11 protein-coding genes are annotated in these 15523 nt (G+C 40.6%); 6 read left to right on the top strand and 5 right to left on the bottom strand.

All coding sequences use genetic code 11. From position 1 onward, the window contains the following. The first annotated feature begins 9 nt into the window (after positions 1 to 9). Positions 10 to 501 carry an immunity 22 family protein gene (locus tag G7062_RS02700; RefSeq protein ID WP_166064388.1) on the top strand — a complete coding sequence of 164 codons (492 nt, stop codon included), beginning with the start codon at positions 10 to 12 and terminating at the stop codon, positions 499 to 501. 45 nt (positions 502 to 546) lie between these two features. Here G7062_RS02700 and G7062_RS02695 read toward each other — a convergent pair whose 3' ends face one another. Then, the gene (locus G7062_RS02695; protein ID WP_166064387.1) at positions 547 to 1488 is read right to left on the bottom strand and encodes an L-lactate dehydrogenase; all 942 of its coding nucleotides are present in this window, start codon (positions 1486 to 1488) and stop codon (positions 547 to 549) included. A gap of 108 nt (positions 1489 to 1596) precedes the next feature. Between G7062_RS02695 and G7062_RS02690 the strand changes: the two genes are divergently transcribed. Together G7062_RS02690 and G7062_RS02685 are read left to right on the top strand one after the other, a co-directional pair. Then, positions 1597 to 2838 carry a hydroxymethylglutaryl-CoA reductase, degradative gene (locus tag G7062_RS02690; protein ID WP_166064386.1) on the top strand — a complete coding sequence of 414 codons (1242 nt, stop codon included), beginning with the start codon at positions 1597 to 1599 and terminating at the stop codon, positions 2836 to 2838. 59 nt (positions 2839 to 2897) lie between these two features. Next, positions 2898 to 3614, top strand: coding sequence for an A24 family peptidase (locus tag G7062_RS02685; RefSeq protein WP_166064385.1), 717 nt, complete (start codon positions 2898 to 2900; stop codon positions 3612 to 3614). A 17-nt stretch (positions 3615 to 3631) separates the two neighbouring features. On the opposite strand, the gene G7062_RS02680 is transcribed toward G7062_RS02685, so the two are convergent. After that, positions 3632 to 4894, bottom strand: coding sequence for an HdeD family acid-resistance protein (locus tag G7062_RS02680; RefSeq protein ID WP_166064384.1), 1263 nt, complete (start codon positions 4892 to 4894; stop codon positions 3632 to 3634). A gap of 906 nt (positions 4895 to 5800) precedes the next feature. Between G7062_RS02680 and G7062_RS02675 the strand changes: the two genes are divergently transcribed. Further along, positions 5801 to 6151: a hypothetical protein gene (locus G7062_RS02675; RefSeq protein ID WP_166064383.1), complete on the top strand. Its 351-nt coding sequence runs from the start codon at positions 5801 to 5803 to the stop codon at positions 6149 to 6151. Positions 6152 to 6404: 253 nt separating this feature from the next. Then, positions 6405 to 6599, top strand: coding sequence for a hypothetical protein (locus tag G7062_RS02670; protein WP_166064382.1), 195 nt, complete (start codon positions 6405 to 6407; stop codon positions 6597 to 6599). Between the two features lie 44 nt (positions 6600 to 6643). Here the strand turns inward: G7062_RS02670 and G7062_RS02665 are convergent, their stop codons facing one another. Both G7062_RS02665 and G7062_RS02660 read right to left on the bottom strand, forming a co-directional pair. Then, on the bottom strand, positions 6644 to 6862 hold the full coding sequence (locus G7062_RS02665) for a hypothetical protein (protein WP_166064381.1): 219 nt from the start codon (positions 6860 to 6862) through the stop codon (positions 6644 to 6646). A 5-nt stretch (positions 6863 to 6867) separates the two neighbouring features. Continuing rightward, positions 6868 to 7179: an antibiotic biosynthesis monooxygenase gene (locus G7062_RS02660; protein ID WP_166064380.1), complete on the bottom strand. Its 312-nt coding sequence runs from the start codon at positions 7177 to 7179 to the stop codon at positions 6868 to 6870. A gap of 122 nt (positions 7180 to 7301) precedes the next feature. Between G7062_RS02660 and mutY the strand changes: the two genes are divergently transcribed. After that, positions 7302 to 8285, top strand: coding sequence for an A/G-specific adenine glycosylase (gene mutY / locus G7062_RS02655; protein WP_166064379.1), 984 nt, complete (start codon positions 7302 to 7304; stop codon positions 8283 to 8285). Between the two features lie 37 nt (positions 8286 to 8322). Here mutY and G7062_RS02650 read toward each other — a convergent pair whose 3' ends face one another. Then, positions 8323 to 15495 carry a discoidin domain-containing protein gene (locus G7062_RS02650; protein WP_166064378.1) on the bottom strand — a complete coding sequence of 2391 codons (7173 nt, stop codon included), beginning with the start codon at positions 15493 to 15495 and terminating at the stop codon, positions 8323 to 8325. Between the last annotated feature and the right edge of the window lie 28 nt (positions 15496 to 15523).

Below are 15523 nucleotides of genomic sequence, written 5' to 3'. Positions count from 1 at the left end.
GAATGTGACTTGATATTCGATTATTATGAGGAAAACAAACCTTTTGTATCACTGTGGTTGGGAAACTTTGAAAACGTAGAGCAACTTCAGCGCTATGTCGCAACCGTTTATTTAGATTTCGACGCCGAAAATGGCGATTTGGAATGGCAACAAAAGCGCAATCAGTGGTTCTTACCCACAAATGCAAACCGCGTGGGTGAGTGTGAACTGTACCAGGGAAGTGATGAATCCTTCAATCAATTTGAATATGATTTTGAGTGTTACTTTGACCCTGACTTCATGGAAGTGAGTTTTCGAAATCCCACTTCCGATTGGATTCAACTTATTGAAAACCATTCCTATTACGCGCAGTTTAAAGATATCCCAATTACGCTAACTCAAACTTATAACGCAGTAATCCTAATCTATAATTGCGCATATGATGGGCATATTGCCAATCATACAACTGATGACTACAGTCTTGATTATATCGCGCATTTTCCTTATGTGAAAACACCTTAAAGCGTACAAAAAAGCCTTGGTTTTATAACCAAGGCTTTTTAATATCTATAAATTTGATTGATCGATAATTTCTTTCAGCATTTGTGCTGATTCTTGCAATGCAGCGACCTCATTTGAACTGTAAGGAACTTCTACAGTATGACGGACTCCGTTACGACCAACAATTGTTGGCACTGAGATATAAACATCTTCAATTCCATAATCACCTTGAAGTAAGCTCGAAACTGTAAGAATTGATTTCTCATCGCGAAGGATTGCTTTAACAATACGTGTTACAGCAAGCGCAACAGCATAGTTGGTATATCCTTTCCAATCAATGATTTTGTAAGCAGCTGTTTTAACGTCTTCTGTGATTTGATCACGCATGCTCTCACTAAATTCAATATCCATGTTAGCGCAGTATTGTTCGATGGTTAAACCAGCGATTGTTGTAAGTGACCATGTTGCAATTTCACTGTCACCATGTTCACCAATAATGTTTGCATGAATGTTGCGCGCGTCAACTTTAAACTTATTGGACAATTCTGCTTGGAAACGCGCGGTATCAAGAACCGTTCCAGACCCAATAACACGTTCTGCAGGAAATCCTGAAAGTTTATAGGTAATTTGTGCCAAAATATCTACGGGGTTTGATACAACCAATAGAATTGCATCGGGATTGTACTCAACAATGCTTGGGATTAGTTGTTTGTATATTTCAATGTTACGGTTTACCAAGTCAATACGTGTCTCACCTGGTTTTTGTGCCAAACCAGCGGTGATAATTACAATATCGGACCCTGCTGTTTCTGGATAGTCCCCAGCTATAATTTTAATTGGTGAAACGAATACTTGACCTTGATCCAAATCCATTGCTTCACCTTTGGCTTTGTCCTTGTTGATATCAACAATCACAATCTCTGAAGCAACATTGCTGTTCATTAATGCAAATGCGGTGGTAGAGCCGACAAATCCTGCACCAATGATTGAAATTTTATTTGTTTTCATAGTATGTCTCCTTTATGTACCTATCATATCAAAAATGCGTTCCCATCACTAACATTACACTTGATTTTTAGTGTTTTTCCTCTATGCTTTAAGTAGAGGTGATTCCCCATGTACGATAAATTTTATAAGAAAACTTCACAAGAACGTCGTGACATCTTAGATGCCGATGGTCGCTATAACCTTGAGCTTGATACACCACTCGGCCAAGAAATCGCGGAACAAATGGTCGAGAACGCAGTGTCAACCTATGAATTACCCCTTGGTGTTGCCACAAACTTCTTAATCAATCAAAAAGACTATGTTGTGGCAATGGCAACTGAAGAACCTTCAGTTATAGCCGCTGCCAGCAATGCTGCCAAAATTATGCGAACCAACGGCGGCATTCAGGCCCACGTTAAAAGCCGTATCATGACAGGACAGATTGCATTTCCTAATCCAAAGCACAGTACAGAAATGCAATCTTATATTGATGAGCATACCGACGCGCTTGCAAATATTTGCCACAACGCATACCCTTCCATCGTAAAACGCGGTGGTGGTGTTCGTTCCATATCACATCGCTTTGTCGACGGCGGTGATAAAACATCATTTTTTATTGTCTATCTTTCAATTGATACCCAAGAAGCAATGGGTGCAAACATGATGAATACAATGCTTGAAACATTGTCATCCTACTTGCAATCGAAGTTTGATGAAACACCCTTAATGAGTATCTTATCGAACCTTGCAACGGAGTGTATCGTCAGTGCAACGGTTACAATAGACCCCAAGACTCTAAAGCACTCAGAAGATATCGGTCTTCGTCTCAAACAAGCATCAGACCTTGCACAATTGGATCCCTACCGGGCGGCAACACACAATAAGGGAACGATGAACGGTATTGACGCTGTTGTTATTGCCACAGGTAATGATTGGCGTGCGATCGAAGCTGCTGCGCATGCTTATGCTTCACGTTCTGGGAGCTACCAACCTCTTGCGACATGGGACGTCAATGAGTCTGGATTCATTGTTGGTAGTATCGAATTACCCATGCCCATTGGAACTGTAGGTGGATCAATTGGTATTCATCCAAAAGCGAAACTAAGCAAAGAAGTTATGCGGTATGAATCCGCAATTGAACTTATGGAAGTCATCGCCAGCGTTGGCTTATCGCAAAACTTTGCCGCCCTTTATGCACTCACTACCGTCGGCATTCAAAAAGGGCATATGCAGCTCCAAGCACGCTCACTCGCCCTCAACGCAGGTGCTCCTTTGGATAAACTGGATTTGATTGTTGCGGAGTTGACACAACGAAAACCTATGAATCTTGAAACCGCACAGTCCATAGTCTCAGAGTATACTAAGATTTAAAACGGATACCATACTAGGATAATCTTCCCTTCTGTACACTTTAGAACAGGAGGGATTTTATGTTTTTAATCGGTTTGTGTGTCGGTTCATTTCTTGGCGTCATTATTGATCGCATTCCCCAAAATGTGTCAATCATTCATGGACGATCGCATTGCACTTCCTGTAATGAGTTTCTTGCTTTGTTTGATATGATTCCACTACTCTCTTTTATCGTACTGCACGGCAGGTGTCGCAGGTGTAATCATCCCATTCCCCGTTTTACATTTTATGTTGAAGGTTTGACTGCAGGGCTGTTTCTCTTTGTAAGATACACCCAACCATTTACAATCGATACCCTCATTTTACTTGTATTTCTTTCAACACTCATTATTGTCAGTGGTATTGATTGGTTTACACTCATCATCAACAATCGTTTCATTGTTTTAATTGCAAGTCTAGCAATCGTGCGAATCGTACTTGGATATATTCATTTGTATTCCGCTCTTATCGGCAGCATCTTGATTGCTTTCCCTTTAGCACTCATTGCGAAACTTACCCACGGTGTTGGCTGGGGCGATGTAAAACTCATGGCAGTCTGTGGGTTGTATCTTGGACCTACAACGATTGCAATCAGTTTTATCTTAAGCAGTCTTCTTGGTGGGCTGTATGCATTGAAAATGATACTATGCCATCAAAACACACGCGAACCCATTCCCTTTGCTCCGCTACTCTGTATCGGCATGATACTGAGCATTTTCTGCAAAGATAGCATCCTTCTGCTCCTTTTACCACAATAAAAGGAGTAATCCATTGATTACTCCTTGATTACAGCTATTGGATGGGCTTTTCGATAGACTTCTTTTCCCACTACAATTGAACCGGGTTTATTTATTTGCGAGTCTAGGTACTCATAATAAGCACCCGGTGTTGCAACACCACTAATTTGAAATAATTTCATACCCGTTGATTCAACAATTTGATCGGCAACGAGGACACAGTTTGTTGTAAACACATTGTATGTTTTAAATTTCCCTTTGTGAAACTTATAAAAATCGACATGCAAACCGGCATGACGTAAACGTGAAAGGTAGTTTTCACCTTCAGGGTCATCTTGATAGGGATAATCGTAGAAGTAGGCATCATTCAGAATAACAGCAATACGCTCTTCAATCATTTCTGCTTGCAACTCCGTAAGTTGAACCACAAAGCGAAACACTGTAGTTCCTGTATTGACGGCATACTGAACAAAGTCTTTTTCACTCCCCACAATCATCACACCATCTCCATACGCCATTGATTTTGCGCGATTAAAGTTGTCGTGAGCGCCATATGAGTAAATTCCACCCTTGTAGCCAATGTCAAGGTGACCAATACGCTCATGACCTTCATCTTTGGCGTATAAATAAACAGAGAGATTATTCCCTTTCGTTTCACGTACATCTTCTGAGAAAACCTCAGGGTTTTGAAGTTCTATGGCACTAATATTTTTGATTAGAAAATTAGGAATCAAAGCCGCCACAACAACGGGTGCCGAAAGGCTAACTCGGACTTCTTTCTTAAAAAGGACACGTATGGATGAAAATCCTTGTACAATTCCAAAAAGGATTATGTAAGCACCGATTTGTAAATTGATAATAAATCGGGACTCAACACCACTAAAAATGAGTAAGAGACCCATTCCTAGCGATATTAATGTTGCAAATAAACTCGTAAATTTACCACGAGTATTATCTTTAACGTGAACAAAGAATTCCAAACCATGAACCGCGGCATTAAAAAGAGCCCACGTTCCAAATGCAATTGCAAATATTTCAATATACAATCGATCAAATCGATAGAAAATAACAGCGAGCATCACTGAACCCAAACCAATGAGCGCTTGGAAAATATCACGATTGACGATACTGCGGTATATTGAAAGTAACGCAGTACCAATTAATGCGGCGATGATTGCCCAAAAGATAAGTGACCACATTAAATTATCACGATATATAAAGAGAATTCCCAATGTAACCAAGGCTACACTCAGTAGCAGTTGTAGATACAACGTAATCTTCTCTTTCTTATTTAGGTCCATCCAATCACCACGCTTCCAAATTATCTCTATTATATCATGGTGAACTGCTTTATACACGTTATGAATTGAGACTTATTTACTTAAGACTTTCACTTTTTCTGCACTGTACTTTCGCTACTTTCAACAACATCTAATGATTTAAACGGCTAAAATGACACTAAGGAAATTGTATACAATTCCTTAGACACTTTCATATTCTATCTTCAAAAAAATTACTGCTTTTTACACTTACAGACAGAATTGTGAAACTTCGCAATTCTGTCTTGATTTTTTTGTATGAAAGCATTATCATATAGGTAACAACTTCATATAATAGATAAGTTGTTACCGCAAATATCATCACTCTTTGTTCACTTCATAATTTCCTTCTTAACCACTTATGAAGTAGAAAATCGATGATTAAATGCACTATCTCTCTAAAAGAAAAAAGCATCCACTTTTTTCTTTTTTTTGTACGTTCATTGAATCTTATTTGCCAATACCCCTGACGCTACTTATAATTGACATACATTCATTGTTTTATACAGGAGATAGCCGTGACAACACAAACTTTACGCTGCCCAAAGGTAGCCCTAATACAAATGTACAAATCGTTACAACTCAGAGGATACGTCGTAAGTACCGGAACATTATTATGTGGATTCTTTTTTGGTGGTGGATTGAACTCGCACTTTGGATTTTTGCATTTCCGCTTCGCTTCTTAATGATGCTATTTAGAGGAAAGCGATACAGAATTACAACACGTTCAACAAAACATGGTGTATGCCAAACGTGTGCATCCAGTTGGCGATTATCATAACCATATTACTATTACGCTCCGAGCTAATGATTTTTTTTCTTGATACGCTATAATCAAAAATATGGGTATTGGTAGTACTATCAATACGATATCAGGAGGAAAGAAATATGAAGAGCAAGAACAAATTATTACTCGCATCTTGGATACTAGGGGGACTTTATTTTGTCTACCTTTTTGCATACTTTACAGGTGCTGTTGGGGGAAGTACAGGTGGTGAGCAAGTTGGTGCAGCCTTGGCAACGGCAATTATTATGCCACACATGGTTGTTGTACTTTTAGCGGTCATATTCAATATTTTAGGATGGCATTTAAACAAGCGTGGATTTGCACTCACAGGAGCGATCTTATATGCTGTCGCAATGGTGGTCTTTCCGCCATACTTCTTCTTTGTTATTATACAAATGATTCTATCGTTTGTTGGTATTTCAAAGATGAAAAAAGAAGCCTTTGCAGCATAACAGCAACGACTTCCTACATGATGACTGGAATACCCAAATTGGGTATTCTTTTTTTACTTATCGGCGACGACTTGATGCAACCGCTAATCCAATAACTACACCGATAACTACAACACCTGTGAAACCCAAAATCACTAAACTTATCGCCATGATGTACCACCTTTTCTAATGGAATTATATCACAGCACGAATCAGAATTTGTGACGGGATTGATTCCATACTATAATACAATTAAACAACAGGAGGTTGCTTGATGAATATACTACGCATTTTCGCATTTACTTTCTTATTGGGTGCTTTGAGAGTCTTTCTCATGGTTGATAGTTCCTTCCAAGCAATTGGAACACCAGAATTTGATATTACACGTTGGCTTGACGCTGATTATTTTCTCATCAGTTCCGTGTTTAAACCACTCTTCTACTCAGGGGTTTACATTGCTTGGACTTGATCTGTTTTTCTCACTTTGGAAAGACGCAAAAAAACACTAATCTCTTAGTGTTTTGAGGATGATTCAATGCGGTTGCCTTTATTTTTACGTGTTTCAATAAACGAAGCTTTAACATCACGATAGTGATCTTTGTTATTCTGAAAGTCTTTTCTTAGTTGCTTTTCATGCTGGCGAACTGCATAATTTTTACCGACGATTATCAACATAACTAACAAAACGAACGCCACTGCAATCAGCCATAATATAAGATTCTGTAAAGTCATGAAGCTCAGTCTACGATTAGTGTGTGAACTTTTTCGAAGTTCATTGAGTGATGTCGAATCATATTTGGGTTGGGTGTGCGTTGTTTGTGAGATGCTGCATGAACATCACTCTTTTTGAAGTTAAGATAGGCTTCTTTATCAACCCATGTAATCGTGACAACAACCAAATCATAATCTGGGTTGGAACTGTTCATCCCTACCTCAAAGGCAGCAAGTCCTGGAAACCCTCTGACAATTGTATGGTCATAGAAGTTCTTACCAAACGCTGCTCCCGTTCCTTTTACAATTTCAAAACTTTTGATATCCACGTATTCCATTTGTATTCCCTCCATTAATTTCTTAATTCCATTATATCACTCTCTGCTAAAGAACCTGAGAACTTATTCAAAAATACATGCGAAATCCTTTATTTATCGTACAGATGGGGTATACTAATCTCATGACTTTTACAGATAGATTAATTACATGGTACCGCGCAAATAAACGCGAGCTTCCGTTTCGTAGCCAACGTGATCCCTATAAAATTTGGGTTAGCGAAATTATGGCACAACAAACGCAGATAGCCACAATGATTCCTTATTACAACAGGTGGATTGAGAAGTATCCAACTGTTGATATTTTAGCAAATGCTGACATTGATGAAGTTCTAAAAATGTGGGAAGGTCTTGGGTATTATCGACGTGCACGAAACCTTCATAAAGGCGCACAGTACGTTGTTGAGCACTTCGACAGTTCATTGCCTGCTGATAAGAAGAAACTCATGGAGATACCCGGTATTGGCGACTATACGTCCAGTGCCATCGCATCGATTGCTTTTGATTTACCCGAAATTGTAATTGATGGCAATGTGAAGCGTGTTATGGCGCGTTATTTGAACTATACTGAGAACGTGAACGCTCGTAAAGCCCATACAGTCTTTGACGCATTCTTAAAACAAGAACTCCTTAAGGATGGTGCATCCCCCAATGAGTTTAATCAAGCACTCATGGAACTTGGGGCTTTAGTATGTACACCATCAAACACAACCTGTGAAGGATGTCCTTTTGAAGAAATGTGCGCATGTTGGCGTGGTGAAGTCGTGGGTGTTGTACCGTTTGTTCCCAAAGCAAAGCCTGTTCCCAGTTATGATAAGTCAGTCTTTATCTTGGTCCAAGATGGTAAAATCCTTATCTCAAACGAACATGATGATGGACTGATGGAAGGTCTCTTCCGACTTCCACAAATCGAAGGTCACTTGGATAAAGAAGAAGATTATGCTCTAGTTCATAAGTTCTCACACCTTCATTGGAATATCAAGGCATACATTGTCGATTCTGTCGATATCCATCATAATTGGTTTTTTGTACCCCTTGAAGATGTTGTTTCGACCCACCCTGTGGTTACAGCACATCGTAAGATACTTCAAAAACTGCATATATTATAAAAAGAAAAGAGGTGCTCAATTGAGCACCTCTTTGAACTTAGTTATATCGCTTCTTTCTTTTTGATGCGATGACTAAGTAAATACCACCTGTGATGGCGCTTAAAGCGATCACGATTGGCATTACATTATTGGCTACACCTGTTTGTACAAGTGTTCCACCATTTGTATCTTTGGGTAACGCTTTTTGAATGTTTACAACGACACGTTGGACTGAACCATCTTGTGACGTGTACTTAATCTCTGTAGTACCTTCTTTCAGGGCAACAAAGGTTGCTGGCGAATTGAAGGTTGCTGCAAAGAATGTTTCGTCAAAGGTCCATCCATTGCGACCTTGATGATCATCTTTTTCAGGATAAAGTGTGAATTTATCTCCAACACGAATTTCTCCTGGTAATCCTTTGAATCCTTCTACAACACCAGATTCATCAGTTTTTATGACAAGAGCCTGAATCGCTCTTTCAAGACTTGTTACCTGAGCATTAATGTCTGCTTGCGTTGCATCCGCATTCAACAACACACGTTGTGCAGTTTGAAGCGCTTCTTGCAATGCATTCCAACTTACCTCAGTATATTTTGTACCATCCAACGCCTTAACTTCTGCAACTTTTTGCTCAAGAGCAGTACGGTCGACGACGTCAACTTCCAAGTCTGGATTATCAATCACACTCTTAAAGTCTTGAATCTCAACAATAAATGCAGTTGCTTCAGCTTCTGTACGTTCAGTTCCATCTAAGAACGATGTCACACGTTGAGCCATTGCAACAATGCTATCAGCTGTAGCTGATTGATACTTGCTGAGATCAACACCATCAATCATTGCTTTGTATGCTTCAATAGTTTCGAGTTGTGTTGCGCTCATACGTCGTACAAGTGCTGAAACCTTCGTTTGAAGTTGATCCAGCGCATCGACAAGTTCTTGATTGGTTGTTGCCGAATCAAGGACTGTTTCTGCTGCTGTTAATGCAATGACTGCTTCATTTCTCGTTGCCTCAGTATAGATATCCAAATCCATGGCTTTCACGGTTGCAACGAGGGCACGTAGAGGTTGTTTGTCTAAGTCGACAAGTGTATCCTTCGCCTCTTTGAGTTGAGTCACCATTTCCGCAACATTTTCAAGATTATTGGCTAAATCGTCAAGGAGTGTTTGTCCTTGAGTTTGCAGTACTTGATAATCTGCAATTGTTCCTTGGTCATAGTTTCCAAGGTCTAGGTTTACCAACTCAACAAGTTCATTTATCACAAGACGGTATTCAAGATTTGCATTCGCGCTTTGGAGTGCTGTAAATGCAGCGACGATTTCCTCACTCGTGACAAGTTCTGGTGTCTCATCAAATCGAGCAAGCAACGCGACTGCTACGTCGTTGCTTGCCACGAGTGCATCTTTGAGAACAGCGTGTACTGTCTCCATGAACGCATCATTGTTTAGCGTACTTGTGACTTGTACACTCAGACTGCGAAGCCCGTCAATATCAATGGCTTTAACTGTTACATTTAAACTTGCACTCACGTCGCTTCCTTTGGCTTTGACATGAATTGTTGTTGACCCAGCAGCAACTGCAGTTACTTTGCCATCCACAACTTGTGCAATCGATGCATCATCCGTTGACCACACAAGTTTTTCATTAGCTCCGAGTGGAGTCACTTCGTATACTGGATGATTTTCATCACCAATATAGAGTGTGATTGCTTCTTCTGCAAATGTGATGGACTCAATTGGCGTAACGTCTTCTTGAAGGACTCCGAAGAGTTTCACTTCCGCAATCGATGCATAACGGTTCATTTGCGCGATTGTTGAACTACTGCCAAGGGATTCTAAGGCAATGAATTTAACATATCGAGCATTGACCTTATCAAATTTCGAAACTTTGTAGCTTGAACGATTGACCAAACCACTATTATCATAAGCAAGCGTGTCTTCAACTACAGGGGTAAATGTTTCCCCATCCATACTTACTTCAATACGATAACGCACAACATCACCATTACGGTTGCGTGTATTGGGTAAGAAATTGAGTTGCTCTACCGCATAGGTAGCATGAAGATCATAAACTATCTCAACAGGAAGGCTTGCACTGGATTGATAGCTTGTATGCCAGATTGTTTCCTCATCCCCATCAATTGTATTCAATGCATAGTCTGTATCCGCTTGAGATGTAAACGATACAACGCTCAGTGTATTTGAATCAATGAGATTCGTACTTTCAGGTTGGTCTATATTTGACCCTTTGAGTTTTAACTTGCTCAAGGCAATGTTTAACTTGATTGTTGCTTCATCAATTTGCGCACTTGATAGTGGATTCTCCATAACCAACAACGCTTCAGTTCGGGCCTCTATCACTGCAGTGTATGTCTCAGGTGTATAGAGTGTCTCATAGAGCCCTTCTGTATCCTGAAGTGCTTTTTCAAGCAATGATGTATCCAATTTATTTGTTACCGATAATTCACGTGATGTCGTGATGCTATTATCACCACGAGCTGTTGCCGTAATGGTTACGGTACCTTCGCGTTTTCCAGTTACAAAGTATGTATAGCCCGCTTCCGTTGTTACCCGAGTAATTTGGGCAATTTCCGGATCGCTAGAGACCAGATCATAAAATGGATTAATTGCATTGGATGGATTCACAACTGCTTTAATTTCCTTCAATGATTCCAATCCAATTGTTTCTGGGAAAAGTTCCACAAAGGCGACGCTTTCCACTGCAGCACCAACATTGGTAATGATATCAATTTCTGTCAATGACAACATACGATTTTCAACAGTACCCGATGTGGTTCCTGTAGCCATTCCTGATGCACTCAATGCCACTACCTCGACACGGTCAACAAGAACTCCTGCAGGTAACTCCCATTCGTAAATTGCTTTGAAATCTTGAATAACACCCAAGTCATAAACAGTATCACCATGATACGCTTTCGCACTCATTGCCGTTACACTACCGTTTGCATTCTTAGCACGGTTGTGAACACGCACCTTCGACACTGGTTGATCCTTGGTGAGTTCAAATGTCATGGTCGTTGGAAGTTTTACATAATCGGCAATATCCGAATCTGGCATCTTCCATTTGAATTCCGCAAGATCGCCCATTTTCCCATCAAATAATATTTCTGCATAATTGGATTGTTGCCACAGTTTCGTACCGTTGGTTCCATCATCCGTGGTTAGAATATCATTTGTGAATGTCATATTTTTAATGTCACTTAAAGCAAGTTTACTTTCAGTACTTGGCAGTGGTGGTTCAACACTCGATTCCAGTGCATCGACAACACTGAGGTTATCACCCACAAAGTTTGCCTTCATGACACCAATTTCTGTTGGTCCACTTACTTTTTGTACCATCTTGAAAGAACCGATTACACCTGTTCCATCAATCAGGGGTTGTTGGCCAACATTTGTAAAGATAAGATAATTTGCACGCGAGTTATCCGAATGTGTACGACTCTTACTGAAGCTTGTCATGAATTGCGTCAGCACTGCACTTGAATTGGATACAAAATCTCGCTCATCTATGTCATATGGCACTTCAAGATTGAGCGCATAGACATTTTCCATACCCAAACCGTAAACTGTGTACGTTACTTCTTCACCTATTTCGGCATGTTCTTTCGAAGGTACGATGAACATCTTTCCTTGGACATCCTTATTACCGGCTTTGATGCCACCATTCATTAGACGCGCAACATAAGCAATGTCATATCCATCAATGACCCCATCAAAGTTGAGGTCGGAAGCTTCAACATAACCACCGAAATCGGCATCTTCACGACGCAGACCCGCATAGTTTTCAAAGAATGTGAGATCGCCTTGATCAATGTCACCACTGTTGTTCCAGTCTCCGACAATTTGACCACGACTTGCATCCACTGCATACGGTCTAATTTCATGAGCCGTGAAGAACCCACCTACAGAATTTGTAACAGAGAAGCGAATATAGCGCGCTTTGATATGCGTATCAAAATTTAGCGTCTTGATTGTATCGCCTACTTTGTATGACCAAGCAGGAACATCAGTACCTACAGTCACTGCTTTTTTCCAGTGTTGACCATCAAGGCTGTAGTCGAGTGTGAACTCACGAATTGTTCCATTTCCAAAATCAGGACGTGGCATATATTCGAGTTTTTCCAGTTCGTAACTCTTTTGCATGTCAATGGTGAATGTATTTGTGTATGCATCGCCACCATCTTTTGAGTGGAAGTGTGTTGCATCATCACCATCTACAACATATTCAGGTTTTGTACCGCCATACGATCCATCACCACTCCACTCGGCTGTCATTCCGACAGGAACATTGCGATACGGATCAAGTGCTGTACGAACAACCAGTGCATCACTCCAATTTGAGTGTCCTTCAGATGTTACCGTGCGAACACGATATGTATAATCTGTATCATAGTGCAATCCCAAACTGAGATAGTCATTGCTTAAGATGTTTGAGAATACCGTTCCATCAACTTCAACATCATAGGTTTGTGCTTCGGCAACACGGTCCCATTCCAATGTAATTGAAGACGGTGTTTGTTCTGGTGATGCTAAGTTTTGAGGAACAGCAAGTGTCTCAACGAGTTCGTTGGGTGAAACTTCTTGCTCATTTTTGAAGCCATCAACAACTACAGAATAATTTGTCGCTGTGATGTCGAATGTATCCGCAGATTTGATATAAAGTTTTGGACGTGTTGTAAGTGGGGCGGTGTCATAGGTCGAACCTTCTGATGCATATTTACTGATGATTGAAACAGGTGTTTCATCGTAGAAGTATACATTGCCACTTGTTTTATCGTAGTCTTCACGCGACGTTGCTTCCGTAAAGACAACATCACTTCCGCCAACATTCCCTTTGACACCTTTTGGTGCAGCAGAGACATTAACAATCATTTCAGTGCTACGTTGTGAGATCATGCCTGGATAACTTCCAAGCGTTTTATCAATTGAAAGTGTGGCCTTTTCTCCGTCAACAACAGAGGTTATACGTGTCGTTGTCGATGCACCGCCATCTGTGATGCCATCATCTTCGTAGAGATCAAATGATGTTTCACCCTGTGGATAGAACTCAACAATCCGTTCTGATTTATCCAGACCCTTTGGATTGTTTGCATCTTTAGCACGTGGGTTGTTGTTTTCAGCATACATTGGAATAATTGCACCATTCTTGACGAAGACCGGTGTTTTCCAAATTGGGGCTTCAAAATTATTTAAAACAGATCCACCACGGTATTGATCGCCAGTGAAATAGTCAATCCAAATTTGTTCAGCATCGGGAAGGTAAATATCGTTACGGATATCATCCCCTTGAGCATTTGCATTGGTATTTTGGTAGATTGGAGCAACCAAGAAAGAACTTCCCCACATGTATTGATATTGGGTTGCTTTCGAATGTGTGTAGGAATCCGGATACTCCAAGAACATCGCGCGAACCATCGGCATCCCAGTTTTTGCTGATTGTGCAGAAATCGTTGCAACATAAGGCATCATTTCTGCTTTCAACTTAAGGTATGCACGGTTGATTGATGTCGTATCTTCCCCAAACTCCCATGGATTCTTTTGTGATGAACCCCAACCATCCATATCAAGCATGTACGGTGTGAAGGCTTTCCATTGGAAGTCACGGGTTTGAATTACAGGATTTTTCCCTCCGAAAATTCCATCCATGTCACTTCCAACATTGGGCATTCCTGAAAGACCGGTACCAATGTATGTTGGGATATGGAAACGAATGTATTCCCAGTTTCCTCCTGTTTGGTCACCCGACCAAATCCCTGCATAGCGTTGGGTTCCTGCCCAACCATCCAAGGAAACAATCATTGCTTTTGTTCCTGCCAGTTCAGTGATTGCTTCGTATCCACGCATGACACCATTCAATGCCATTGAATAACCCGCACCTACCCATGCAACGTCCGTTTTAATCGCACGAACGCCAGCATCTTGAACTTCACGTTGGATATCACGTTCTCCCTTTTGAGGATTGTTGATATCGCGTGGCCATAGGTTTGCTTGTGTCCAAAGACCCGTTTCAATTCCTTTGCTGTTCGCAAAATCAGTAAATGCCTTTAATTCTTCAATATCACCATCAAAGGAATCAGTTTGACCGTATCCACAACCATAACCATCGTTGGGATAAAAGGACCCCAGTGGAATATCTTTCTCTTCATGAATTTCAATTTGACGTTGTGCGGTGAATGGTAAGTTTCCATTCTTTTCCATTAAGGATTCTTGTACTTCACCCGGTTGGATTTCTCCAGAACTTGGGTTACGCTCGGAATAGTACTTTCCATCAATGAGTTTCCCACTAGCCGAACCCGTCTCTTTCCAAACATCGCGGTTGTAGCAGTTTAAATGGCCCAAATAAAACGCATAATCAGGTTGTTGTGCTGGTTTCCCCGTAAGGTCTGTATAAGCATTCAACAATGCTTCTGGATTATCTCCTACAAAAATATACGCATCATAACGTGCTTCATTATGGGTTGCAGAGACAACACCAGGACTCGTCTTACCAAAGTCATACTCACCCGGCTTAAAGGTATTGCGAACAATCCCATACCCCTTCGTTGTCCAGTAGAATGGGTTTGGACTTGCGACCCCACCATCAACCCAGTTATTTGTGTTTACAGCTTTAACGATTTCTCCCTTATGTGAAAAACGTCCATTTTGCGTTCCACCACCATAAAAGTACTCATCATCATGTTCCACCAAAGACTGAACCGTTTCATTGCCCTTGTACATTAATGGCGCTGCTTCTTGCATTACAATCGATCCATCAATGCGTCGCACTGTTAAGAGCGATGTCGCTTTTTCGATTGTTACAACAATCTTGGCTGTTGAGATTTTAATGACTTCCCCTTCATCAACCGTAATGACAACACCACTTTCGCTAATAAAGTCAGATTCTTCTTTAGCAAGAATGGTTGCTTTATGATCGTTGCTATTTGGCTTGGGATACTTTAGGAACTCTGTATCCTCAATATCAACATAATAGCGGAATAAATTATCAGTTAGAAATGAAAGCTTTGTTCTATTTCCATCGCTTAAAGTCAAGATAACATCTGTTCCTTGAACTTCAACATTTTCGACAGAACCCAGTATTTCATATCCAGTCGCATCGACGCGAGGCTTTTCAGTTGCTGGCTCCTCGTCTGCGTAAACGGGAGTATGCATCGCCGGACTCATCAGAGTCAAAGCCATGAGTAAACTTAGAACTAAAACACTAAATTTTTTCATTCTTTCTCCTTTTGCGTATGTACACGCT

It is taken from the genome of Erysipelothrix sp. HDW6C (assembly GCF_011299615.1).
In the GTDB taxonomy this organism is placed as follows: Bacteria; Bacillota_I; Bacilli_A; order Erysipelotrichales; family Erysipelotrichaceae; genus Erysipelothrix.
This window is presented reverse-complemented; position numbering and strand designations above follow the sequence as displayed.